Origin of the sequence: Brevundimonas vesicularis (genome assembly GCF_044807075.1) — a bacterium.
In the GTDB taxonomy this organism is placed as follows: Bacteria; Pseudomonadota; Alphaproteobacteria; order Caulobacterales; family Caulobacteraceae; genus Brevundimonas; species Brevundimonas vesicularis_G.
Genome location: NZ_CP085234.1, coordinates 402,802 through 425,627, shown reverse-complemented (window position 1 = coordinate 425,627; position 22,826 = coordinate 402,802). Strand labels below are relative to the sequence as shown.

The 22,826-nt window shown below is 66.7% G+C and carries 21 protein-coding genes and 1 tRNA gene; 15 read left to right on the top strand and 7 right to left on the bottom strand.

The features are described from left to right. Positions 1-20: 20 nt before the first annotated feature. From LG306_RS02050 to LG306_RS02025, 6 genes are all read left to right on the top strand, one after another. Entirely contained in the window at positions 21-419 is a 399-nt protein-coding gene (locus LG306_RS02050; protein WP_265150694.1) for a RidA family protein, read from the top strand. Then, positions 416-1,576, top strand: coding sequence for a GNAT family N-acetyltransferase (locus tag LG306_RS02045; RefSeq protein ID WP_265150695.1), 1,161 nt, complete (start codon positions 416-418; stop codon positions 1,574-1,576). The genes LG306_RS02050 and LG306_RS02045 overlap by 4 nt, the downstream gene beginning before the upstream one ends. Before the next feature lie 261 nt (positions 1,577-1,837). Then, on the top strand, positions 1,838-2,854 hold the full coding sequence (locus LG306_RS02040) for an AraC family transcriptional regulator (protein ID WP_265150696.1): 1,017 nt from the start codon (positions 1,838-1,840) through the stop codon (positions 2,852-2,854). A 147-nt stretch (positions 2,855-3,001) separates the two neighbouring features. Beyond that, the gene (locus LG306_RS02035) at positions 3,002-5,254 is read left to right on the top strand and encodes a TonB-dependent receptor (RefSeq protein WP_265150791.1); all 2,253 of its coding nucleotides are present in this window, start codon (positions 3,002-3,004) and stop codon (positions 5,252-5,254) included. Positions 5,255-5,265: 11 nt separating this feature from the next. Continuing rightward, on the top strand, positions 5,266-6,237 hold the full coding sequence (locus tag LG306_RS02030; protein ID WP_265150697.1) for an alpha/beta hydrolase: 972 nt from the start codon (positions 5,266-5,268) through the stop codon (positions 6,235-6,237). A gap of 38 nt (positions 6,238-6,275) precedes the next feature. Beyond that, positions 6,276-7,535, top strand: a complete 1,260-nt coding sequence (locus LG306_RS02025; protein WP_293826259.1) for a triacylglycerol lipase — start codon at positions 6,276-6,278, stop codon at positions 7,533-7,535. Positions 7,536-7,624: 89 nt separating this feature from the next. On the opposite strand, the gene LG306_RS02020 is transcribed toward LG306_RS02025, so the two are convergent. From LG306_RS02020 to LG306_RS02010, 3 genes are all read right to left on the bottom strand, one after another. Continuing rightward, positions 7,625-7,701, bottom strand: a tRNA-Arg gene (locus tag LG306_RS02020). Positions 7,702-8,042: 341 nt separating this feature from the next. Then, a complete protein-coding gene (locus LG306_RS02015; protein WP_404417745.1) occupies positions 8,043-8,840 on the bottom strand; it encodes an SDR family oxidoreductase in 798 nt (265 codons plus the stop codon). Next, positions 8,837-9,142 carry a 4a-hydroxytetrahydrobiopterin dehydratase gene (locus LG306_RS02010; protein WP_404417743.1) on the bottom strand — a complete coding sequence of 102 codons (306 nt, stop codon included), beginning with the start codon at positions 9,140-9,142 and terminating at the stop codon, positions 8,837-8,839. Before LG306_RS02010 ends, LG306_RS02015 begins: the two co-directional genes overlap by 4 nt. 156 nt (positions 9,143-9,298) lie before the next feature. Between LG306_RS02010 and LG306_RS02005 the strand changes: the two genes are divergently transcribed. The 4 genes from LG306_RS02005 to LG306_RS01990 are packed head-to-tail and all read left to right on the top strand — an operon-like array spanning position 9,299 to position 12,896. Continuing rightward, positions 9,299-10,000: a Crp/Fnr family transcriptional regulator gene (locus LG306_RS02005; protein ID WP_404417740.1), complete on the top strand. Its 702-nt coding sequence runs from the start codon at positions 9,299-9,301 to the stop codon at positions 9,998-10,000. A gap of 51 nt (positions 10,001-10,051) precedes the next feature. Further along, complete coding sequence (locus LG306_RS02000) at positions 10,052-10,840, top strand: class I SAM-dependent methyltransferase (RefSeq protein ID WP_404417737.1); 789 nt, start codon at positions 10,052-10,054, stop codon at positions 10,838-10,840. Next, positions 10,828-12,408, top strand: a complete 1,581-nt coding sequence (gene ubiB / locus LG306_RS01995) for a 2-polyprenylphenol 6-hydroxylase (protein WP_404417734.1) — start codon at positions 10,828-10,830, stop codon at positions 12,406-12,408. Before LG306_RS02000 ends, ubiB begins: the two co-directional genes overlap by 13 nt. Before the next feature lie 14 nt (positions 12,409-12,422). Further along, positions 12,423-12,896: a hypothetical protein gene (locus LG306_RS01990; RefSeq protein WP_404417731.1), complete on the top strand. Its 474-nt coding sequence runs from the start codon at positions 12,423-12,425 to the stop codon at positions 12,894-12,896. A 3-nt stretch (positions 12,897-12,899) separates the two neighbouring features. On the opposite strand, the gene arfB is transcribed toward LG306_RS01990, so the two are convergent. The 4 genes from arfB to LG306_RS01970 all read right to left on the bottom strand — a co-directional run bounded on the left by arfB (position 12,900) and on the right by LG306_RS01970 (position 16,661). Further along, entirely contained in the window at positions 12,900-13,304 is a 405-nt protein-coding gene (gene arfB, locus LG306_RS01985; RefSeq protein ID WP_404417728.1) for an alternative ribosome rescue aminoacyl-tRNA hydrolase ArfB, read from the bottom strand. Beyond that, positions 13,301-13,759, bottom strand: coding sequence for a YaiI/YqxD family protein (locus LG306_RS01980; protein ID WP_404417725.1), 459 nt, complete (start codon positions 13,757-13,759; stop codon positions 13,301-13,303). Before LG306_RS01980 ends, arfB begins: the two co-directional genes overlap by 4 nt. A gap of 83 nt (positions 13,760-13,842) precedes the next feature. After that, complete coding sequence (locus tag LG306_RS01975) at positions 13,843-15,183, bottom strand: amidohydrolase family protein (protein WP_404417722.1); 1,341 nt, start codon at positions 15,181-15,183, stop codon at positions 13,843-13,845. After that, complete coding sequence (locus LG306_RS01970) at positions 15,183-16,661, bottom strand: amidohydrolase (RefSeq protein WP_404417719.1); 1,479 nt, start codon at positions 16,659-16,661, stop codon at positions 15,183-15,185. The genes LG306_RS01975 and LG306_RS01970 overlap by 1 nt, the downstream gene beginning before the upstream one ends. A gap of 149 nt (positions 16,662-16,810) precedes the next feature. On the opposite strand from LG306_RS01970, the gene trmB reads away from it, so the two are divergent. The 5 genes from trmB (at position 16,811) to LG306_RS01945 (ending at position 22,825) form a co-directional block, all read left to right on the top strand. Next, entirely contained in the window at positions 16,811-17,524 is a 714-nt protein-coding gene (gene trmB, locus LG306_RS01965) for a tRNA (guanosine(46)-N7)-methyltransferase TrmB (RefSeq protein WP_404417716.1), read from the top strand. Between the two features lie 216 nt (positions 17,525-17,740). Continuing rightward, a complete protein-coding gene (locus LG306_RS01960) occupies positions 17,741-19,675 on the top strand; it encodes a methyl-accepting chemotaxis protein (protein WP_404417713.1) in 1,935 nt (644 codons plus the stop codon). 139 nt (positions 19,676-19,814) lie between these two features. Next, positions 19,815-20,414, top strand: coding sequence for a ribosome maturation factor RimP (gene rimP / locus LG306_RS01955; protein WP_404417710.1), 600 nt, complete (start codon positions 19,815-19,817; stop codon positions 20,412-20,414). Beyond that, on the top strand, positions 20,414-22,147 hold the full coding sequence (gene nusA, locus LG306_RS01950; RefSeq protein WP_404417707.1) for a transcription termination factor NusA: 1,734 nt from the start codon (positions 20,414-20,416) through the stop codon (positions 22,145-22,147). Before rimP ends, nusA begins: the two co-directional genes overlap by 1 nt. 18 nt (positions 22,148-22,165) lie before the next feature. Beyond that, the gene (locus tag LG306_RS01945; RefSeq protein WP_404417704.1) at positions 22,166-22,825 is read left to right on the top strand and encodes an RNA-binding protein; all 660 of its coding nucleotides are present in this window, start codon (positions 22,166-22,168) and stop codon (positions 22,823-22,825) included. Position 22,826 lies beyond the last annotated feature (1 nt).

Here is a 22,826-nt window from a genome sequence, read left to right as displayed (position 1 = left end):
TGCCCGCACCCGCCAAGGCCGTGGCCAACTACGTCGGCTTCGTGCGCACCGGCAACCTGCTGCACATCTCGGGTCAGCTGTCGAACGACGCGTCTGGCGGACTGAAGGGCACCGTGGGCGTGGACTTGACGCAAGACCAGGCGGTCGAGGGCGCGCGCCTGTGCGGGATCAATCTGCTGGCCCAGATGTCGGCGGCCCTGGACGGCGATCTGGACCGGGTGGTCCGCGTCGTGAAACTGGGCGGTTTCGTCCAGGCGGGACCGGAGTTCACCGCCGTGCCCGCCGTCATCAACGGCTGCTCGGACCTGATGGTCGAGGTGTTTGGCGAGGCCGGTCGCCATGCCCGTGCCGCCGTCGGAGTCTACAAGCTGCCACTCGGCTTCGCCGTCGAGGTGGACGCTGTCGTCGAGGTGAAGTGACGGATCAGGCCAAGTTCGAAATCCGGGTCCACGACCGGATTGCCGCGATCGGACAGCCGGCCTGGGACGCCTGCGCGGGTCCTACCGGCGATCCATTCGTCGCTTACGATTTCCTGCACGCCTGCGAAGCCTCCGGCAGCGCGGTTCCGCGCGAGGGCTGGGGTTCGCGTCACCTCAGCCTGCACGATCCCGACGGGGCCGTGATCGGCGTCATGCCGCTCTATCTGAAGGGCCACAGCCAGGGCGAATACGTCTTCGACCATTCCTGGGCCGACGCCTATCAGAGGGCGGGCGGGCGCTACTATCCGAAACTGCTGGGCGCCGTGCCCTTCACCCCCGCGACAGGGCCGCGCTTCCTCAGCCATCCTTCCGCAGACGGCGGGACCGTTCGGCAGGCGCTGATCCAGGGCGCACTGCAGCTCTGCGAAACCAACGGCGTCTCCTCCCTGCACGTCAACTTCCCGACCGAGGCGGAATGGCGCGACATGACGGCCGCCGGCATGCTGCCGCGCCAGGACATGCAATTCATCTGGACGGACCGGGGCTACCGGACCTTCGACGACTTCCTGGCCGCCCTGTCGTCCAACCGGCGAAAAACCATCCGGCGAGAGCGCCGCGACGCCCAGGCGGGGCTGGATATCCGCGTCCTGACGGGTGGCGATATCGAGGAGGCGCACTGGGACGCCTTCTTCGCCTTCTACATCGATACCGGCAGACGCAAATGGGGACGGCCCTATCTCACACGGGACTTCTTCAGCCGCATCGGAGCGACCATGGCCGACCGGATCGCCCTGGTCATGGCCTTTCGGGAGGGGGTGCCGATCGCCGGGGCGCTGAACCTGATCGGCCGCGATGCCCTGTACGGGCGTCAGTGGGGCACGCTGGACGACGTGCCCTTCCTGCATTTCGAGCTCTGCTACTACCAGGCCATCGAATTCGCCATCGGCCGCGGCCTGTCGCGGGTCGAGGCGGGGGCGCAGGGCGAGCACAAGATCGCGCGCGGCTACCTGCCCACACCCGTCTATTCCGCGCATTACATCGTCGATCGCGCGCTGAGGGATCCAGTCGCGCGGTATCTGGCTCAAGAGCGGACGGGCGTGGAGGCCGAGATCGACGTCATGACAAGAGAGCTCAGCCCCTACCGCGAGGTCAAGTGACCGAAATGGTCAAGATGCAAGCGCGGGCGCGCCGCCGTTGAGGACAGTGCGACCGGGCATCCGTGCCGCTGCCAAACAGGCCGACTAGGCGGGTCCCTAGGGGGCCAGTCCTACATGCTTGACGGGATCAGAGACGGAAGCCGCGCTCTGCGCCGTTTTCGAACTGTCTGGACCGGACGATCAACTCCCTAGCTCACACCTTACAACGCGAGGGCAAGAATCGGGATTGCATCCCGCGCTTCAACTTGAGACCGTCGGGTCATGGAGTCCAAGAGGGGTGACGAGGTCAGACTGTTCATCGACCGTGATGAGGTCGGCGAACTCTGGCGCTTCGCCGAGTCCGTCAAGATCGTCAGCCCTGACAATCGCCAGCCTTTGATCGAGCATTTCCGGCTCCTTCAGCGACTCTCAGTCAAGGCGGGTGACGAGACCTGCCATCTCTCCCTGCGTCCTCTGGCTGTCGGGACGAACGACTTTGTCGTCGAGACGCTGTCCGATGCCGCCGATGTGCAGGAGGCGATGAAGCGGATCGCCCGGGCCTACAATCTTGTTCATGGCGGCCATTACAATCGCGTGGAGTCTCGCAAGGGCCGGTTGGCGTATGTCATCGATGACCGTGACTTCCCCTATGCCTTTCCGACCGACTCTGTCGCAGCCTATGCCACGCTGGAGGGGGTACTGATCTTTCTTCACGCCATGGTGTCGTTGGTGGCGGGACGCGATCTGACGCCCATGCTCAGAACCGTTCGAACCCGCCGACCCCGCCGCACGGCACCGGACGGACTGCTGGCTTTCTGGACGACGACGGTCCGCACGCGGAGCGATGCCTATGCGCTGGAATACGATCTGGAGACGGGGCAGGTGCCTGTATCGCTGACCAAGAGGTCCGGTCGGGCGGTTGACGTCTATGCCGCGGTCGAGGCCATGATCCGGACCCGGGAACAGGCCGGAAACCCGACGGACTTTCTCCAAAGGGTCTCGGACGCTATTGCCGCGGGGGTCGATGACCAGGCCGAAGCGGCGCGACGTCTGGGCGTCAGCGTGGCCACCTTGAGGCGCAGACTGGCCGACAGTGGGACGCGGTTCCGGGATCTGCGGGCCAGAGGCCTGAATGAAAGGGCCAAGCAGATGCTGAACCGCCATCGGCATCCGCAGGACATCGCCGAGACCTTGGGGTTTTCCGACAGCCGCAGTTTCTCCCGCGCGTTCAAGGCCTGGAACGGCGTCACGCCTTCAAACTGGGCGCCATCGGTGAGCGAAAATGTCCTGAGCGATTGAACGCCCCGGTCGTGGACCCTGTCGGGCTGCGCTTCCATGATCCTCTCCAACGCCGACTGAGATCGGCGGTCGAGAGGGACGGAAACAATGAGGATCCATAGGGGAATGATTTCGCGCGGGCGGTCGATCCGGCGAGATCGCGTGACGATGCGAACGGCGATCCTGGGGGCCTGTTCGCTGGCCACGCTGGCGATGGCCGCACCGAGCTGGGCCCAAGAGGCAGCCCAGGCCCAGGCGGAACCCGCGCAACTGGACGAGATCGTGGTGACGGCGCGGCGTCGATCCGAATCCTTGCAAGACGTGCCCGTGGCGGTCTCGGCCTTCAGCGAGGAACGGCTGTCGGACCTGCAGGCCGACGACATCTCAGGCATCCAGTATTCGGTACCGAACCTTTATCTGGACAAAGGCGACGGGGCGAACGCCGTCGTCTATCTGCGCGGCGTCGGGCAGAACGACTCGCTCGCCTTCGCCGATCCGGGCGTGGGCATCTATGTCGACGACGTCTTCATCGCCCGGTCTCAAGCGGCCTTCCTCGAATTGTTCGACGTCGACCGGGTCGAGGTGCTGCGCGGACCCCAGGGGACGCTGTACGGTCGAAACACCATCGGCGGCGCGGTCAAATTCGTCTCCTCCCCACCGCCCGCGACGCCCGGGGCCTATCTGGAGGCGGGGGTCGGCAACTACGATTCGCGCATCTTGAAGGGCCGACTAGGCGGGCCGCTGATCGAGGGCGTGCTGAACGGCAAGGTGGCCTTCGCCTATTCACAACGCGACGGGTTCGCCGAAAACTTGATCGACGGTCAGGATGACGGCGACCAGAACAGTCTGGCGGGGCGGGTGGCCCTGGACTGGACTCCGACGGACCGGCTGTCGATCCTGGTCAGCGCCGACGCCAAGCGCGATCGACCCGACACCTCGCGCAGTCCGGCGCGCGAAACCGCGATCACCGGCGTCGGCCCCGGGGGCGCACTGGTCACCTATCCGGCGGCGAGCGATCCCTACCGGGTCGACGTCAACGCCAACGGCCTGTCGGACCTAACGGCCTACGGGGCTTCGGTCACCGCCCGCTATGAGGCGTCGGACGCCGTGACGCTGGAATCGATCACCGCTTGGCGGGACCTGGATTTCGACTTGAACCTGGACACGGACGGCTCGCCCCTGCCCATCCTGGACATCCTGCTGCTGCAGGAACAATCCCAGTTCAGCCAGGAACTGCGCGCCACCTACGACGACGGCGGGCGGTTCAGCGGCACCGCGGGGCTCTATTATTTCCGCGACGAGGACACGACCTTCTCGGGCGTGGACAACGGGTCGGCGACGATCTTCGGCTTCCCCGTCACCCTGTTTGGCTTTCCCAGTTCCAGCCTGGCCCAGACGGATCAGGTCACCAAGTCCTGGGCGGTGTTCGCGGACGGATCGTACAAGATTTCCGACACCCTGACCCTGGGCCTGGGCGCGCGATACACCTCCGAAGAGAAGACATCGGCGCGTCTGTTCGAGAATTTCTTCGATCCGACGGTGTCGGTCATCCGGGCCACCCCGCCCTTCCTGGCCGGTCGTGGCGTCGCGGGCACGCCGATCGAGGGCGAGGCGGACTTCGACGCCTTCACGCCCAAGGTCTCCCTTTCCTATCAGCCGAACGATGACCTGCTGTTCTACGGATCGGCCGCGCGCGGCTTCAAGAGCGGCGGGTTCGACGGGCGGGCGACCACCGACTTCGCCTTCAACGCCTTCCGGCCGGAGTACGTCTGGAGCTACGAGGCCGGGGCCAAGACCAGCTGGATGGACGGGCGGCTGACGTTCAACGCGGCCTATTTCTACAACGACTACACCGATATCCAGGTGACGAGTTTCGGCTCCGATCCGGTGACCGGGGTGTTCGTCAGCCTGTTCACCAATGCGGCGGCGGCCACCATCCAGGGGCTGGAGTTCGAACTGGCGGCTCGCCCGACCGATCAACTGACCATCAATGCCTCGTTGGGTCTGCTGGACGCCGAATATGACGAGTTCGACATCCTGGTCGGTGGGGTGGCGACCGACGTCAGTGATCGGGCCCTGGTCAACAGTCCCGACGTCAACGCCAGCTTGGCCGTCACCTGGGAACAGCCACTCAGCGACCGGCTGGGCCTGGTGCTGCACGGGGACGCCGGATACCGCAGCGACCTGGCGACCGAGATCACCGACTCTCCCGTGCTGCGTCAGGACGCCTACACCCTGCTGAACGCCTTCGCGGCCCTGCGATCGACCGACGGGGTGTGGGAGGTGCGCGCCGGGGTGCAGAACCTGACGGACGAAGCGGTGCGGGTCCAGGGCTTCAACCTGGCGGACTTTCCGGGGGTGCAGCTCGGCTTCTACGCCGCGCCGAGGACCTACGACCTGCGTCTGATCTGGCGATACTGAGCTTCGTCGCCATGCTCGATCCCCAGTCCCGGGCCCTGCTGCAGGCCCTGAACGCCATGATGCGTGAAATGTCGATCGGCGACCCCGCCGACCCTGCGGGCACCGCGCGAATCCAGGCTGCGGCGATCTTCAAGGCGCTGGCCGGTCCGTCGCCACACGCCGGCGGCGTGATCGTCCGCGAGATCACGGTCGCGGGCGGCGCGGGCGATCGGCCGGCCCGGCTCTACCGGCCACAAGAGGTGGCGGAGGTGCCCGCGACCCTGGTCGTCTTCTTCCATGGCGGAGGCTGGTGCGTCGGCGATCTGGAGAGCTACGACGGGCTGATGCGCGCTCTTTGCGCTCTGTCGGGCGCGGTCTTCGTCAGCCTCGATTACCGCCTGGCGCCCGAGCATGGCTTTCCGGCGGGGCTGGAGGATGCGCTGGCCGCCACGCGATGGGCCGCCGATCAGGCGCGAGGACTGGGCTGCGATCCGGATCGGCTGGTGGTCATGGGCGACAGCGCGGGCGGCAATCTGGCGGCGGTGGTGGCGCAGATATCAAAGGCCGAGGGACCGCGCCTGGCCGCCCAATATCTGCTGTACCCGGTGATCGACGGCAGCCGCCCGCATGCGGCCTATCCCTCGCGCATGGCGTTCGGAAACGGCGACCTTTTCCTGAGCCGGGACGCCATCGCCGGGACCCTGGCCTGGTATCTGGCGGCGGGTGGCGGCACGGCGGAGGATCCCAAGGTGTCGCCGATCAATGCCGCCGACCTGGCGGGTCTCGCCCCGGCCTTCGTTCTGGTGGCGGCCTTCGATCCCCTGCGGGACGAGGGGCTGGCCTATGCCGAGCACTTACGTGCCGCAGACGTGCCCGTCACGACCGATACCGCCGAGGGGACGATTCACGGCTTTCTGACCTTTGGCGATCTGGACGCCTGCCATGCGGCGCGGCGGCGGATCGCGCAGGATCTTCGTCTGCGGTTCCGCCCGGACGCAGACTGACATCGATCCCGCCGGGCGAAGGGGAGGGTATGATGCGCATGATCGAGGCACGCGGACGGAAAACGAGGGCGCGGCGATGGCTCGCCGCCCTGGCGATGGGTTGGGGGATGATCGGGCTGATGCACGCCCCGGCCGAGGCCGGGCCGACCACGCTGGAGGCGACCTACTCGAGCGGTATTCAGAACGGCTGGGTGCGGGTGGAACGCTGGCGCGACACCAGCACGGCCTTCACCCAGGAGGCCTTTCCGCCCGACGGACGGGGCGATCAGACCGGCCAGCGCGCGACCTTCTTCGCCGACGCTTCGCCCCATTCGTCGAAATTCCTGATGTACTATGCGCCGGGTTGGAACATCGGGACCCGACCTGTCCCGGTCTTGCTGGTCCACGGGGCCAATCAGGACGCCGACATCGCCTGGGCCGATCCGAACGAGGCGGGCTCCTATGGCTGCGGTCGATCCTCCTGTCCGTCCACCGGCATGATGCAGTCGCTGTCGGGGGCTGGGTACAAGGTCTTCGCCGTCAACCTGCCGCACAAGAACGGCGACGGCTATTTCTGGTCGGAGCAGATCGCGGACGCCGTCGCCATCGTCAAAAGCCGCACCGGAGCCACCCAGGTCGATGTCGTCGCCTGGTCCAAGGCCGCGTCGAACGCCCGGATGTACGTCTCCAACGTCCGCAAGAGCTGGGGCACCGCCTATCGCGGCGACGTGCGTCGGCTGGTGCTTCTGGGCTCGGCCAACAACGGCATCGACCTGTCGTTCCGGCACGGATGGACCTTCAGCCTGGTGGTCTATCCGGAGTGCGGTGGGGTCATCAACGGCCCGACGCCGCACGACCATCTGGTCTGCTACGGCATCAATCGCGAGGGGGCGGAGTGGACCTATTCCTCGCCCTATTTTCCCGGCTCGGCCCAGCTGCTGAAGCGATGGGACGCGACCTACTCCCTGCCGACCTACGAGCAGGACTGGTACACCACCTTCCACGGTGGGCAGGGCTATTACAGCAGCGGGCCGGGGATCGACGCCTATCTGAGCCGCTCGCTGGTCAATGTGATCCGCAACGCGCCGTCGCCGTCCGGGGTCAGGGTCCACAATCTGTGCGGAAACCAGAACGACATCACCCTGCTGCACAACGAGCATACCGGCCCATCGGACGGGGTCGTCTTCATCCAGAGCTGCCGCGACATCGTCGGCGTCACCACCCACGGCGGCAGTGCGACGATCGCCGTCAACCACCTGGAACTGGGTTGGGAGCCCACCGCGATCTCGCAGGTCGCCTCCTGGCTCGCGGCGACCTGAACCCGTCGGGCTCCGCGCGACTTGGACCGTCCCGCGATGCGGGGCGGTTCTTTTTTTCTGGGCCATCCAAGGGCTAGCGAAAGAAGAAATGGCGCACCCATCAGGATTCGAACCTGAGACCTCTACCTTCGGAGGGTAGCGCTCTATCCAGCTGAGCTATGGGTGCCTGTTGCTTACGCAGTGCTTACGCGGAAAACCTGTAGGGTGGAAGCCTCAACGGTAACTCCCGCAAACCTTTGTAAACAAACTCCTTTTCTACGTCTCTCACAAACCAGCAGCCCTTGACTTCAGCCTTCGGAGGGCAGCACTCTATCCAGCTGAGCTACGGGTGCGTCGGCCGGCGCGACGCCGGAACAGGCCGCTTACAGCATGGCGCAAGCGGCCTCAATCCCGAATGCGCGGATGACGACCGGATGGCCGCCATCAATCACCGACAAGGAAGGCCAGAGGCCTCAAGCAGCGCGAAGCGCTATAGGTCCAACAAGAAAGCGGTAGGGTGCTCGCGCCCTACTGCGCCGTCATGCCCCCGTCGATCTTGAACTCGGACCCCGTGACGAACTTGGATTCGTCTGACGCCAGATAGAGGACGCAGTAGGCGACGTCGTCGGGTTCGCCGATCCGCTTCAAGGGAATGCCACGCGCGAGGCGCTCGTGCGCCTTGTCCTCATCTCCGCCGGCCATGGCGATGAAGGGATCCAGGATCGGCGTCTTTATGAAGACGGGATGGACCGAGTTGCAGCGCACGTTCCATTCGGCCTTGGCGGCCTCCAGCGCCAGGGTCTTGGTGTACATCCAGACCGCCGCCTTGGTGGCGTTATAGGCGCCCATACCAGGGGCGGCCGCGAGCCCTGCGATCGAGGAGATGTTGATGATCGAGGCCGGAGCCGACGCGCGCAGATGCGGCATGGCGTGTTTGGCGCCCAGCATGATCGAGCGCAGATTGATCTCGTACTGACGCTGCCAGTTCTCGATCGTGTCCTGTTCGGCGAAGGCCAGCGGGCCGCCGACGCCGGCGTTGTTGACCAGCACCGACAGACCGCCGAGATCGGCGACGGCGGCGGCGATCACGCCTTCCCATTCGGCCTCGCTGGCCACGTCGTGGGCATAGGCGAAGGCGGCGTCCGGGATTTCCACATTGATCCGGCTCGCCAAGGCCTGAGCGCGAGCGGCGTCGATGTCGGTGACGGCGACGCGGGCGCCTTCGCGGGCCAGCATGAAGGCCATGGCCTCGCCCAGGCCGCCGGCTGCGCCAGTGATCAGGGCTGTCTTGCCGGCGACGCGGCCGGGACGCGCGGAGCCGCTCACGACTTCACCCCCATGCTGGCGGCGGCGCCGTCAATGAAGCGGGCCAGGGTCACGTCCTTGTCCGTCACGCCATCGGCGTCGTGGGTGGTGAGCAGGATTTCGACACGGTCATAGACATTCGCCCATTCGGGATGGTGGTCCATCTTGTCGGCCATCAGGGCGACGCGGGTCATGAAGCCGAAGGCGGCGTTGAAATCCGCGAACTTCAGCGTCCGCGTGATGGCCGGGCGATCGCCGTCATACGCACGCCAGGTGGGCAAACCCTTCAGCGTTTCCGCTACGTCAAGCCGAGTGTCGGTCATCGCGTTTCCTCTTTTCCTTTGGCGTAGGGCGCCGGATGGATGGCGGCAAGGTGTGTCGGCACGGGGCCAACCTCTCGGGAACCTATGGCCAAGCTTAGGCATTGATTGACCAGCGCGTGCCGGTCTTCGGCGTCGCCTTTCGTCAGCGGGGTTAGGATGGAAAATCTCTGGATCGCCGCTCTGGACGCGGCCGACCGCAAGCGGATCGAACCTCACCTGAAAGAGCGCGAAATCAGCCGCGGCCAGATGCTCTATGACGCCGGCGAAGCGGTCGATCAGGTCTGGTTTCCGATCAAGGGCGTGGTGTCGCTGATGACCATCCTGCCCGATGACAAGATGGTGGAGACCGCCGCCATCGGGCGCGAAGGCCTGATCGGGGTCACCTGCGGACCATTCAACGCCCGCGCCGCCAGTCGGGCCATTTCGCAGCGCGACGGCGTTGCGGCCCACTGCTCGGCCGACATGTTCGGCGAGGCCTTGGAAAAAAGCGAGACGCTGCGCTCGGCCCTGTCGCGCTTCACCGAGGGCTTGATGGCGCAGGTGCAGCAGGCGGCGGCGTGCAACGCCCAGCATCGGCTGGACGAACGGTTGGCCCGCTGGCTGTTGATGCTCCACGACCGGGCCGAGGATGACCGGATCGATCTGACCCAGGCCGACATCGCCGGCATGCTAGGCGTGCGTCGCGCCACGGTGTCCGAGGTCGGCACGGTGCTGGAGCGCAAGTCGCTGATCCAGCGTGGGCGCGGCTGGGTAAAGGTGCTGGATCGCGACGGCCTGGAGGCGGCGTCGTGCGGCTGTTACGGCCTGATGCGCGACGTGATGAAGGATTTGAAATTGCCGCAGCCCGAAGCGGCCTGATCGAGTGTCTCATCGGATGACGGGGGCGCTGCGACGCGCTAGACGACGACTATGACCGACGCCTCCCCCCACGGCCCGCATTCGTCGGGTGATCGTTCTTCCTTCGGCTTTCGCGACGTGGATGCGCGCGAGAAGGTGAAGATGGTGCGCGGGGTCTTCGATTCCGTCGCCTCCAACTACGATGTGATGAACGACCTGATGAGCGTGGGCGTCCACCGCATCTGGAAGGACATCGCCGCCGCCAAGCTGAACCCCCGGCCTGGCGAGACCATTCTCGACGTCGCGGGCGGCACCGGCGACATGGCGCGGCGCTATTCCAAGATGGCGCGCGCAGCCCAGGAGCGGCGCGGCGGCGAGGACGCCAATGTCATCGTGCTGGACTACAACGCCGAGATGATCCTGGCGGGCGTCCAAAAGGGCGGCGAACCGGAGATGCAGTGGAGCGTCGGCGACGCCATGAACCTGCCGCTGCCGGACGCTTCGGTCGACGCCTATTCGATCAGTTTCGGCATTCGCAACGTAGCCCATATCGACAAGGCCCTGGCCGAGGCGCGCCGGGTGCTGAAGCCGGGCGGCCGATTCTTGTGCCTGGAGTTTTCGCGCCCCACCACCACGCCGATCCGCAAGGTCTATGACGCCTGGTCCTTCCACGCCATTCCGCGCATCGGCGGTTGGGTCGCCAAGGATCGCGACAGCTATCAGTATCTGGTCGAGAGCATCCGCCGCTTCCCCGATCAGGATATGTTCAAGGGCATGATCGAGGACGCCGGCTTCCGACGCGTGTCCGTCACCAATCTGTCGGGCGGGATCGCCGCCATCCATCATGGGTGGGCGATCTGACCAGCCGGATCTATCGCACGGCCCCGCCGCCGCCCGCGACGGTCGCGGTCCAGAACCCGGTTGCGTCCTTCCTGCGCCTGCTGGGCTGGCTGTGGGTTTTGGCGCGTCATGACGCCCTGATCCCGCGCGAGGTGACCCATCTGCTGCCGGCCTGGACGAGGCCGTTCGCGCGGTTCGTGCAACTGTTCTCAGGTCGGGCCGGGCGTCAGGGGCGGCCGGGCCAGAGGCTGGGCAAGGCGTTCGAACATCTGGGCCCCGTGGCGATCAAACTGGGTCAGGTCCTGGCCACGCGCGCCGATATCTTCGGGCTGGAATTCGCGCGCGATCTCGGCCGGTTGAAGGACGCCTTGCCGCCGTTCTCTCTGGAAGAGGCGCGTCGCGAGATCGAGAAATCGCTGGGTCGTCCGGCCGAAAGCCTGTTCATCGACCTCAGCCCGCCGGTCGCCGCCGCCTCCCTGGCCCAGGCGCACCGCGCGACCCTTGCCGATGGGCGGGCCGTCGCGGTCAAGGTGCTGCGGCCGGGGGTCGAGCGGCGGGTCGCCGATGGCCTGGACTCGATGCGTCTGGCCGCGCGGCTGGTCTGGCGGCTCGTGCCGATGGCGCGGCGGTTGGAGCCGTCCGCCTTCGTCGAAACCATCGCCAACTCCCTGGATCTGGAGCTGGACATGCGGCTGGAGGCCGCCGCCGCCAGCGAGATGGCAGAGGTGCTGGCCAAGGACGGATACATGTCCGCCCCGGCCGTGATCTGGGACGGCGTCGGCAAGCGCGTGCTGACGCTGGAGTGGGCGCAAGGCGTGCCCATGACCGATCCGGCGCTTACGGACCTGCCGGGCATCGACACGGATCAGCTGGCCGACAATGTCGTGCGTGCCTTCCTGGTTCAGGCGTTGGACCACGGGGTGTTCCACGCCGACCTGCACGAGGGCAATCTGTTCGCCAGCGCGCCTGCGCATCTGACCGCCATCGACTTCGGCATCGTCGGGCGGCTGGGACCGGCGGAGCGGCGCTATCTGGCCGAGATTCTGTGGGGATTCATCAGCCGCGACTACGACCGGATTTCGCGCGTGCATTTCGAGGCCGGCTACGTCCCGCCGCACCACTCGGTCGAAACCTTCGCCCAGGCGCTCCGCGCGGTCGGCGAACCGGTGATCGGCCGCGCCGCCAGCCAGGTGTCGATGGGCCGGCTCCTGGGCCAGTTGTTCGAGATCACCGCCCTGTTCGACATGCGGCTGCGGCCGGAACTGATCCTGCTGCAAAAGACCATGGTCTCGGTCGAGGGGGTGGCGCGCCGACTGCAACCCGATCACGATCTGTGGAAGGCCGCCCAGCCGGTGGTCGAACGCTGGATCCGCCGCGAACTGGGACCGCAGGCCCAGGCGCGCGATGCGATCAACGAAATGATCGCCGCGGCCCGCGCCATCTCGCGCCTGGTTCAGGAGCCGCCGCGCCCGGCGGCGGTGGTCATCGAAAAGTCGGGAACTCCGGCTTGGGTGGCGGCTTCAGTCACGGTCGCGGTCATCGCGGCCCTGGCGGCCCTGGGCCTTTCGCTATGGCCCTATCTGACCTGACCGGAGCCTTCGCTATGAAGCCGACCCTGATAAAGACCGCTATCGCCGCCGCCGTGCTGCTGGCGCCCGTGCCCGCCTTGGCTCAGGCCGCCGCCGGCGCCGTGCCGAACGCCTTCGACCGCCCGGCTCAAACCGCAGCGCCTCAAGCTCGACCCGCCGCTGCGCCCGCAACGGCGTCCGCCGCCCAGGCTCCCGACATCGCGCGTTCGGAAGAGGCCTTGCGCGCCGTGATCGCCGGCGCCCAGGGGACCGGATTCGACTATTCGGATTTCACGACGGGTCTCGGAACCCAGATCCGTCAGCAGGAGGCCCAGGTGGTCCCGTTGATCAAGGGCTTCGGCGCCGTCAAGACGGTCGAATACGTCAAGCAGGAAGGCGAGGCCCAGATGTTCAAGGTCACCTTCGACAATCAGGTCACCGAATGGCTGATCGGCTTCGACGCCGAGGACAAGATCGCCGCCCTGCTGTTCCGCCCGGCCGAGCGCTGACCGTCAATCCAGCGAAGGCTTGCCGCGCCCCGACTTGATCGAGGCGCGGGTCGTCTTGGCCTTGAGGCGGCGTTCCCTTGACGCCTTGGTCGGGCGTGTCGGCACGCGATAGACGGGGCGGATCGAGGCCTCGTCCACCATGGCCTGAAGCCGTTCGATGGCGTCGGCGCGATTGCGCTCCTGGGTGCGGTGCCGGACGGCGGTGATCAGGATCACGCCTTCCAGCGTCAGCCGGCTGCCAGCCAGCTTCATCAGCCGCGTCTTGACCGGATCGGTCAGCGACGGCGAGTTCTTCACGTCGAACCGCATCTGAACGGCGGTCGAGACTTTGTTGACGTTCTGCCCGCCCGGACCGCCCGCGCGGTAGAAGTGAAACTCCAGCTCGTCCTCGGGGATGACGGTGGTCATGTCGCCGCCTTGCGCGCCTTGACCACGGCCTGGTCCAACGCCTGCAAGAAACGCGAACGGTCGGCGGCCGAGAACGGCGGCGGGCCGGATGTGGCCACGCCCATCGACCGCAGATGCTCGCCCACCATCCGTCCGGCCAGGGCCGAGCCGATGGAGTCGGGGGTGAAGGGCTGGCCGTTCGACTTCAGCGCCTGTGCGCCCGACTTCAGACAGCGGTCCGCTAGGGGGATATCGGCGGTGATGACCACGTCGCCTACGCCCGCCCGCTCAGCGATCCAGTCGTCGGCGATGTCGGGGCCGGCGTCCACCACCACCTGTTCGATCAGCGCCTCGCGCGGACCCTGCATCCAGGTGTTGGAGACGACATAGGTCTTCAGCCCATAGCGGCGGGCGACGCGATACACTTCTTCCTTCACGGGGCAGGCGTCGGCGTCGATGTAGAGCACGGTGGGCATGGGCCTGACCTAGCGCGGACGCGGCCAATGAAAAAGGGCGGGACCGTGCGGCCCCGCCCTTTCCGTTCAGACCAAAGCGGTCCTTAGTTGCGATAGGCCGGCGGCATCGGCGTCTGCTGGCGATAGCGGTCGCGCAGCATCAGCGGGCGGCTGGTCAGGGGCTGTTCGACGCCATTGACGAAAACGGCCGACGGCTGGCTGAGCGGCTCCAGCGGATCGCCGGACCAGACCACGACGTCACCCGCTGCGCCCGGTGCGATCTGGCCGAACTGCCCGGCCATGCCGAAGATCTTCGCCGGATTGACCGTCAGGGCGGCGATGGCGGCGCCATAGGGCAGGCCGTGCGAGACGGCGTTGCCCGCGTTGTAGCGGGCCTCGCGGGCGCGGTGGGTCGAGCCCTCGTTGCCCTTGATGGCGATCAAGACACCCGCCGCATTCAGGGCCGCCGCATTCTCCATCCGCGCCGCCCGCATCTCGAAATCGGCGGGCAGGTTGGAGATGGGGTTCAGCAGGACGGGCACGCCGGCCGCCGCGATGTCGCCGGCGACCAGCCAGCCCTCCTCGGCGCCGTCCAGGATCAGCTTGATCCCTTCCTCGCGCGCCAGACGCAGCACCTGCTGGATGTCGGACGCCCGGTGGACGGTGACGATCAGGGGCATGGAGCCGTTGGCGACCGGGATCAGGGCCTCCAGGTCGGCGCGCGACAGGCTGAGGTCGCGCAGGCCCGCCCGCTCATAGGCCGACTTGTTGCGGGCGTAGAGACGGACCTCGGCCAGGGTCTCCTTGAACAGGACGAACTGGGCGCCGCGCGCGCCGCCGGCGATGTCGGCCCCGGCCTCGCCGAATGGGGCGACCATGGCCACGCGCGGCTTGACCAGGATGTTGGCGTCCTGACCCAGGTCGATGACGGCCGCCTGGCCTGCGAACAGGCCCGGCGTCTGATAGCCGCCGTCGCCGGCGCCGGCCGTCTCGTCCTCATGCACATGGCCGCCGGACGAGCCGGGGTGCTGGGGCACGACCACGGCGCGGGTTATGCCGCCCAGGCGCGCCACCGGCAGGGTGAAGGACCAGGGGTCCAGGCCGTAGGAGATGTCGAAGGCGGCGCTGAGGGTGTTGGACGCATTGCGCAGCTCGTTGGTGCCGCTGACGGCGCCGACCTCGGTCCCGGCCAAGCCGGAATCCACGGCGACGAAGCCTGGGGCGACGGTCTTGCCCGCTGCGTCGATGACGCGGGCGCCGGACGGCGCGCCGCCCGAGCCCATCGAGACGATCTTGCCGTCGCGGATAACGACCGTGCCGTTCTCGATGACGGAGTCGCCGGTCAGGATGCGCCCACCGACGATGGCGACGGTTTCCTGCGCAAGAGCAGGGGCGGCGAGCGACAGGGCCGCGGCGGCGCCCGCGAGGATGTGGGACAGACGCATCAGCGGGCTCCTTCCGTGACGTTGGCGGCGGTCAGGCCGTAGCCGGGCTGGCCCAGCTCGAAATCGCTGGTCGGCTGATAGGCGGGGTTGGTCCGGTCGAAGGTCAGGGCGCCGTCGATGAAGACCTGGTCTGCGCGGGCGTAGATCGAGAAGGGATCGGCGCTCCAGATCACCACGTCGGCGCGCTTGCCGGGCTCCAGCGACCCGGTCTGGTCGGCGATGCCGATGGCCTTGGCGGCGTTGGAGGTGATCCAGCCGATGGCGTGTTCTTCGGAAATGTTCAGCCCGGCGCGGCGACCGGCCGACAGGGCGGCGGCGGCTTCCTGGTTCAACCGCTGGGTCAGTTCGGCGTCGTCGGAGTGGATGACGGCGCACGATCCTTGTTGGGCGTCGACCAGGGCGGCGTTCTCCTCGATGGCGTCCAGGGCCTCCATCTTGAAGCCCCACCAGCCGGTCCACATGGCCGCGCAGATGCCGTTGGCGGCCAGTTGCGGCGCCAGCTTGTAGGCCTCGGTCGCGTGGTGGAAGGTCGTGATGCGGTAGCCGAACTCCTTGGCCATATCCATCATCAGCGCCATCTCGTCGGCGCGGTAACAGTGGTTCTGTATCAGGATCGAGCCGTCCAGAACGCCCATCAGGGTTTCGTTCTGAAGGTTGCGGGTCGGGGCGGCGCCTTCGCCGTCCTCGCGCCACTTGTCCCATTTGGCCTTGTAGTCGCGCGCGGCGATGAAGGCGGCGCGATAGCCGGCCATATTGCCCATGCCCGTCGCCGGGCTCTGGTTACGCCCGCCGTAGACGCGCGACGGGTTCTCGCCGCAGGCCATCTTGACCGTATAGGGGGCGGCCGGGAACTTCAGGCCCTGCATGGTGATCGAGGGCACGTTGCGGATCGTCACGCCGCGTCCGCCGAACAGATTGGCCGAGCCGGGCAGGATGTGAAGCGTGGTCACGCCGCCGGCGCGGGCGGTGTTGAAACCGGGGTCCTGGGGCCACAGCGAATGTTCGGCCCAGACCTGGGCGGTGTTCGGGCTGGTCGCCTCGTTGCCGTCGCTCATGCCGCTGACGCCGGGCGACGGATAGACGCCCAGATGGCTGTGCACGTCGATGACGCCGGGGGTGACATAGCGGCCGCGCGCCTCGACGACGCGATAGCCGGCAGGGACGGGGGTCGAGGCGTCGCCGACGGCGGCGATCTTGCCGTCTGTGACCACGACCACGCCGTTCTCGATCTTGCGATCCGTGCCGGTCAGGACGGTGGCGCCGACCACGGCGAAGTTCTCGCGCGGCAGGGGCTGATAGGTTGAGGGATAGGGATCCAGCGTCGTCGCGGGATCCAGACCGGCGGCCAATGTCCGCTCCTTCGACGGTTTCGCGGCCGTATCATCAGGCGTCTGGCCGGTGGTGGCGCAGGCCGACAGGCCGAGCATGGCGCATGTAATGGCCGCGAGGCTGACGCCCCGCAGATGATGTCCGATCATCGAAATCCCTCTCCCGCGATGCGTCAGCCCCGACGCCGCTTGTGACCGGCATAGAAGGGCGTTCGGCCGCGACCGTCAAAAGGTTTCGGCGTTCGTCTTCTGGACGCTAGTTCTGGACGCTTTGGCCGGCGACGGCTAACGGCAGACGCATGAACGCCGATGACCGTCCCGAGGACGAAAACCCGCATCTCGACCGCCCGCTGCGATCGTTCGGCCGCATCAAGGCCCGCCCCATCAAGCCCCGCCAGGCGGCGCTGATGGAGACCCTGCTGCCCGAGATCGCCGTGCCCGATCCCAAGGCCGGGCCGCTGGACCCCAAGACGATGATGCCCGAGGCGACCGAGGTCTGGCTGGAGATCGGTTTCGGCGGCGGCGAGCACATGGCCGCCCAGGCGGCGACACGGCCGGACGCGCTGGTGATCGGCTGCGAACCCTTCCTGAACGGCGTCGCCTCGGCCCTGCGCCATATCGAAGAGGGCGGACTGAAGAACGTCCGCATCCATGCCGACGACGCCCGCGACCTGGTCGACGCCCTGCCGGACGCCTCGGTCGACCGGGTGCTGATCCTGTTCCCCGACCCCTGGCACAAGGCACGCCACAACAAGCGCCGCCTGCTGCAGGACGAGACGGCCCAGGCCTTCGCGCGCATTCTGAAGCCTGGCGGGACCCTGCGCTTCGTCACCGACTGGCTGGACTACGCCGAATGGGCGCTGGAACGGCTGAACCGCACGCCGGGTCTGGAGCGGATCGGCCCAGCCGACCAGGACTGGTTCGTCGCGCCCGCCGACCACGTCGTAACCCGCTACGAAGAAAAGAAGCTGGGCGACACGACGCCCGTGTTTCTAGAATTCTTACGCCGCTAACTATGAATAGCGCCGATTGTGTATCTCACGTACTGTGGGTATGTCTTTTAGCGATCATTCAAGCCTATGAATAAAAGGAAGAAAATCGCTTTCTCGACCGACCGATACAAAGATTTTTTAATAATGTATCGTGGATACCCAACCGCGTGATTTTGTCGCGCGTGGCGTCGGCCACGCCCTCATCTTCCACTGACCTCGGCAGCAAAGAGGGTATCCGTGTTGACTAGCATCAAGGCGCGTCTGTGCTGGAGCGTCGCTGCACTCGTCGCCACAACGGCGGCCGCCATCATATGCGGCGTTGTGGCCTTGGTGTCGGCGGATCAAAAGATCCAGACGATCATCAACGATCGCGTCGTTCCGCTCGAGCAGCTGAAGATCGTCAGCGACATGTACGCCGTCAACATCGTCGATACGGCGCACAAGGCGCGGGCGGGGGCTCTGAGCTTCGAACAGGCCACCGACCATCTGCAGCAGGCGAAGGCCGCGATCGGCAAGAACTGGAACGCCTACAAGGCGACCAGGCTGACGCCCCGCGAAACCGAACTGGTCGCTGCGGCGGAACAGAAGCTGCCCGCGGCGACGGCGGCGACGCAGCGTCTGGAAACAATATTGGCCGCTGGCGATCAGTCCGCCCTGACGGCGTTCGTCGTGACGGATCTCTATCCGGCCATCGATCCTGTCACTGAAAGCATATCGGATCTGGTGGTGCTCCAGACGACGGAGGCGAAGAACGCCGGCGCTGCGGCCAGGTCGGAAATGCAAACCGCTGAAGTCTTGATGGCCGCAATCGCGATCGTCGCCCTGCTCGTCGCCTTGGTTGCGGCCTTCGTTGTGATCCGGATGGTGTCGCGACCGCTGGATCAGATGTCACTGGCCATGCGACGCCTGGCGGGCGGCGATACATCGATCGATGTGCCGGCGGTGGGCTGGAAGGATGAGATCGGCGCAATGGCTGGATCGGTTCTGGCATTCAAGGAGGCGGCGATCGCCAACGACCGTCTGGAACGAGAGGCTTTGGCCCAGCGGTCCATGACGGAACAGGAGCGTGCGGCGAACGAGGCGGAAAAGGCGCGGATCGCCGAAGAAGATCGCGTCGCCCTCGGCGCGCTGGCGAAGGGTCTGTCGGCCATGTCGAACGGCGACCTGACCCACCGCATCGACATTGAGTTCAATGCTAAATCGGCTCAGCTGAAGACCGATTTCAACGCCGCCATCTCCCAGCTGCAGCAGGCGGTCTCTGTGGTCATCTCCAATGTCTCGGGCATCCGCTCGGGCGCCGGCGAGATTTCGCAGGCCGCCGACGACCTGTCGCGCCGCACCGAACAGCAGGCCGCCTCGCTGGAGGAAACCGCCGCCGCGCTGGATGAAATCACCGCCACGGTGAACAAGACCGCCTCGGGCGCCCGCCAAGCCTCGGACGTCGTCCAGGCCGCGCGCGGCGACGCCGAGAAGAGCGGCGTGATCGTTCGCGACGCCGTCCAGGCCATGACCGCCATCGAAAGCTCGTCCACCCAGATCAATCAGATCATCGGTGTGATCGACGAGATCGCCTTCCAGACCAACCTGCTGGCCCTGAACGCCGGGGTCGAGGCCGCGCGCGCCGGCGAGGCCGGTCGCGGGTTTGCGGTGGTCGCCTCCGAAGTTCGCGCCCTGGCCCAGCGTTCGGCCGAAGCCGCCAAGGAGATCAAGACCCTGATCTCGGCCTCGACCGGCCAGGTCGGCGCAGGCGTGAAACTGGTCGGTGAGACCGGCGAGGCCCTGCAAAGGATCGTCGATCGCGTGGCCGAGATCGACAGTCTGGTCACCGAAATCGCCGCCTCGGCCCAGGAACAGGCCGTCGGTCTGGCCGAGGTCAACACGGCGGTGAACCAGATGGACCAGGTCACCCAGCAGAACGCCGCCATGGTCGAGCAGTCGACCGCCGCCAGCCACTCGCTGGCCCAGGAGGCGGAAAGCCTGCAGGCCTCGGTCGCCCAGTTCCGCGTCGGGTCTTCGCCGTCGCGCGCCGCTGCGCCCGCGCCAGTTCGCACCCCTGCGCCGGTCGCCAAGCCGTCGAGCCACATGGCTGCCGCCCTGAAGGTCATCGGCCGAGGCGGCGCCGCACCCAAGCCTCAAGCCGCAGCCGTCGAAGACGGTTGGGAGGAGTTCTGACGGCGACCGCCTCGAAAGGGGCTGACAAGCGAAGGTGAAGCGCCTATATGGGCGCTCACATCGTTAGACCGGCGTCCAACGGCGTCGTTCCAAGCGGCGGCCCGGACGGACCGCCGCTTTTGTTTTGGATCGTCGTCGCTTGCGCGCAAGAACCGCCCAGGATCGCCAGCTGCTGGACCTGATCGACCCCATCGCGGAGTCGTTGGGTCTGGATGTCGTGCGCGTGCGCCTGATGACCGGCTCCAAGCGCCAGCGCCTCCAGATCATGGCCGAGCGGCCCTCCGACCACGACATCTCGGTCGAACAATGCGCCAAGCTGAGCCGCGCGGTGTCGGAGGTGTTCGACGCCGCCGACCCCATCCCCGGCGAATATATGCTGGAGGTGTCTTCACCCGGCATCGACCGGCCCCTGACCCGTCCCGTCGATTTCGACCTGTTTGAGGGCGAGGAGGCGCGTCTGGAAACCGACCGGATGATCGAGGGCCGCAAGCGGTTCAAGGGCGTGCTGGCCGGCTATGAGGACGGCAACGTCCTGATCGACCTGGACGGCGAGGACGACACCGCCCTGATCCCCTTCGACTGGTTGGCCGACGCCAAGCTGGTCCTGACCGACGCCCTGATGAAACGGGGCGCCGCCATTCGCGCCGCACGCGGCGAACCCGAAGACGACGGCCTTCCCGAAGGGGAAGCCTCCGACCCGACAACCGACACCACGACCCCTTCTGAGGACAACGCCTGATGGCCGTCACCGGTATTTCCGCCAACCGCCTCGAACTGCTGCAGATCGCCGACGCCGTCGCCCGCGAGAAGAACATCGAGCGCGAGATCGTTATCGAGGCGATCGAAGAAGCGATCCAGAAGGGCGCCAAGTCGCGCTACGGCGCACACCACGACATCCGCGCCAAGATCGACCACAAGACCGGCGAGCTGTCGCTGACCCGTCACGTCACCATCGTCGAGGATGACTGGATGCCGGAAGACGAGCTGGAAGAGTTCAACGACAGCGCCATGGTGCGCCTGAAGGACGCCTCCAAGCGCGATCCGGAGGCGGTGGTCGGCAAGGAATACGTCGAGAACCTGCCGCCGTTCGAGTTCGGTCGGGTGCAGACCCAGATGGCCCGCCAGGTCGTGACCGGAAAGGTCCGCGAGGCCGAGCGCGCCAACCAGTACGAAGAGTTCAAGGATCGCGTCGGCGAGATCGTCAACGGCACGGTCAAGCGCGTCGAATACGGCAACACCATCGTCGACCTGGGCCGGGGCGAAGGCGTCATGCGCCGCGACCAGTCCATCCCGCGCGAAGTTTTCAATATCGGCGACCGGATCCGCACCTACATCTACGACGTCCGCCCCGAGGCCAAAGGCCCGCAGGTCATGCTGTCGCGCGCTCACCCCGGCTTTATGGCCAAGCTGTTCGCCCAGGAAGTGCCTGAAGTCTATGACGGCGTGATCGAGATCCGCGCCGCTGCCCGTGACTCGGGTTCGCGCGCCAAGATGGCCGTCCTGTCGAACGACAGCTCCATCGACCCCGTCGGCGCCTGCGTCGGCATGCGCGGCTCGCGCGTTCAGGCGGTTGTCGCCGAACTGCAGGGCGAGAAGATCGACATCATCCAGTGGAATCCGGACGAGCCGACCTTCATCGTCAACGCTCTGGCGCCCGCCGAAGTCTCCAAGGTGGTGCTGGACGAAGAAGCCGGCCGCGTGGAAGTGGTCGTGCCGGACGAGCAGCTGTCGCTGGCCATCGGCCGTCGCGGCCAGAACGTCCGCCTGGCCAGCCAGCTGACCGGCTGGCAGATCGACATCATCACCGAAAGTCAGGACTCCGAGCGTCGTCAGCGCGAGTTCGCCGAGCGCACCGGCCTGTTCCAGGAAGCCCTGGACGTCGACGAGGTCATCGCCCAGCTGCTGGTCACCGAAGGCTTCGCCACGATCGAAGACCTGGCCTATGTCGATCCGTATGAAGTCTCCGAGATCGAAGGCTTCGACGAAGAGACCGCTGAAGAGCTTCAGGCCCGCGCCCGCGAATATCTGGACAAGAAGGCCGCCGAGCTGGACGCCAAGCGCGTCGAACTGGGCGTCGAGGATGGCGTGCTTCAGGTGCCGGGCGTCACCCTTCCGATCGCCGTAGCCCTGGGCGAAGGCGGCGTGAAGACGGTCGAGGATCTGGCCGACCTGGCCACCGACGAAATCCGCGGCGGCTATGAGGTCAAGAACGGCGAGCGGGTGAAGGTCCCCGGCGTGCTGGAAAGCTTCAACCTGGCGCAGGAAGACGCCGAGCTGCTGATCCTGCAGGCCCGCGTTGCCGCCGGCTGGATCGACGCTTCGGAACTGCCGCAGCCCGAGCCGGAAGAATATGAAGACGAGGGCGACTACGCCGAGGGCGAATACGATCCGGACCAGGTGTTCGGCGACGCGCCTGCCGAAGACGACACGGCCGACGGCGACGAGTCCGACGCCGAACCGTCGAACGCGTGATGGGAGACCTGGCCACATATGAGCTTGCGCGACGCAACGATCGATAGAGAACGCCGGGACCTCGTCTCTCACGAGGTCATGGACGAATCTCGCCTGATCCGTTTCGTCGCCGGGCCCGATGGCCAGGTGGTCCCCGACCTGGGCAGGAAACTGCCCGGACGCGGCCTGTGGGTCGAAGCCAGCCGCGCCTCGGTCGAGGCGGCGGTCAAGAAGAACGGCTTCACCCGCGCGGCCAAGACCAAATTGACCGCCCCGGCCGACCTGGCCGATGTCGTCGAACGGCTGCTGGCAAGGCGCTGTCTTGACCAGCTGGGTCTTGCCCGGCGCGAAGGCGTTCTTATATCCGGCTTCGAAAAAACCGCGGGGAGCCTGCGCGGGGGCAAGGCCGCCTGGGTGCTGGAAGCCGCCGATGGCTCGGCCGACGGGCGCGGAAAGATCCTCGCCCTGGCCCGTCATCAGACCGCCAAGATCTGCGGCGCGTTCACGGCGGACGATTTGAGTTTGGCCCTTGGGCTGGAAAATGCGATACACGCCGTCCTGCTTGCGGGCGGACGCGCCGATCGGTGGACCCTCGAGGTCGAACGACTGGCTGGATTTCGGCCGCTTCGCCCCCCTCACTGGGACGTTTCCAGTGTCGAGGACGGATCGGCGGGAGCACCCCCGACAGGGGCGAGCTGAG

What these genes read in the sequence shown, in the direction of transcription:
- trmB (WP_404417716.1), top strand. Translation starts at nt 16,811, where the DNA reads ATGAACGCCGATGACCGTCCCGAGGACGAAAACCCGCATCTCGACCGC.
- LG306_RS02000 (WP_404417737.1), top strand. Translation starts at nt 10,052, where the DNA reads ATGACCGACGCCTCCCCCCACGGCCCGCATTCGTCGGGTGATCGTTCT.
- LG306_RS01945 (WP_404417704.1), top strand. Translation starts at nt 22,166, where the DNA reads ATGAGCTTGCGCGACGCAACGATCGATAGAGAACGCCGGGACCTCGTC.
- LG306_RS02030 (WP_265150697.1), top strand. Translation starts at nt 5,266, where the DNA reads ATGCTCGATCCCCAGTCCCGGGCCCTGCTGCAGGCCCTGAACGCCATG.
- LG306_RS02025 (WP_293826259.1), top strand. Translation starts at nt 6,276, where the DNA reads ATGATCGAGGCACGCGGACGGAAAACGAGGGCGCGGCGATGGCTCGCC.
- LG306_RS01980 (WP_404417725.1), bottom strand. Translation starts at nt 13,759, where the DNA reads ATGCCCACCGTGCTCTACATCGACGCCGACGCCTGCCCCGTGAAGGAA.
- LG306_RS01990 (WP_404417731.1), top strand. Translation starts at nt 12,423, where the DNA reads ATGAAGCCGACCCTGATAAAGACCGCTATCGCCGCCGCCGTGCTGCTG.
- LG306_RS02005 (WP_404417740.1), top strand. Translation starts at nt 9,299, where the DNA reads ATGGAAAATCTCTGGATCGCCGCTCTGGACGCGGCCGACCGCAAGCGG.
- LG306_RS02035 (WP_265150791.1), top strand. Translation starts at nt 3,002, where the DNA reads ATGCGAACGGCGATCCTGGGGGCCTGTTCGCTGGCCACGCTGGCGATG.
- LG306_RS01975 (WP_404417722.1), bottom strand. Translation starts at nt 15,183, where the DNA reads ATGCGTCTGTCCCACATCCTCGCGGGCGCCGCCGCGGCCCTGTCGCTC.
- LG306_RS02040 (WP_265150696.1), top strand. Translation starts at nt 1,838, where the DNA reads ATGGAGTCCAAGAGGGGTGACGAGGTCAGACTGTTCATCGACCGTGAT.
- nusA (WP_404417707.1), top strand. Translation starts at nt 20,414, where the DNA reads ATGGCCGTCACCGGTATTTCCGCCAACCGCCTCGAACTGCTGCAGATC.
- LG306_RS01970 (WP_404417719.1), bottom strand. Translation starts at nt 16,661, where the DNA reads ATGATCGGACATCATCTGCGGGGCGTCAGCCTCGCGGCCATTACATGC.
- LG306_RS02010 (WP_404417743.1), bottom strand. Translation starts at nt 9,142, where the DNA reads ATGACCGACACTCGGCTTGACGTAGCGGAAACGCTGAAGGGTTTGCCC.
- arfB (WP_404417728.1), bottom strand. Translation starts at nt 13,304, where the DNA reads ATGACCACCGTCATCCCCGAGGACGAGCTGGAGTTTCACTTCTACCGC.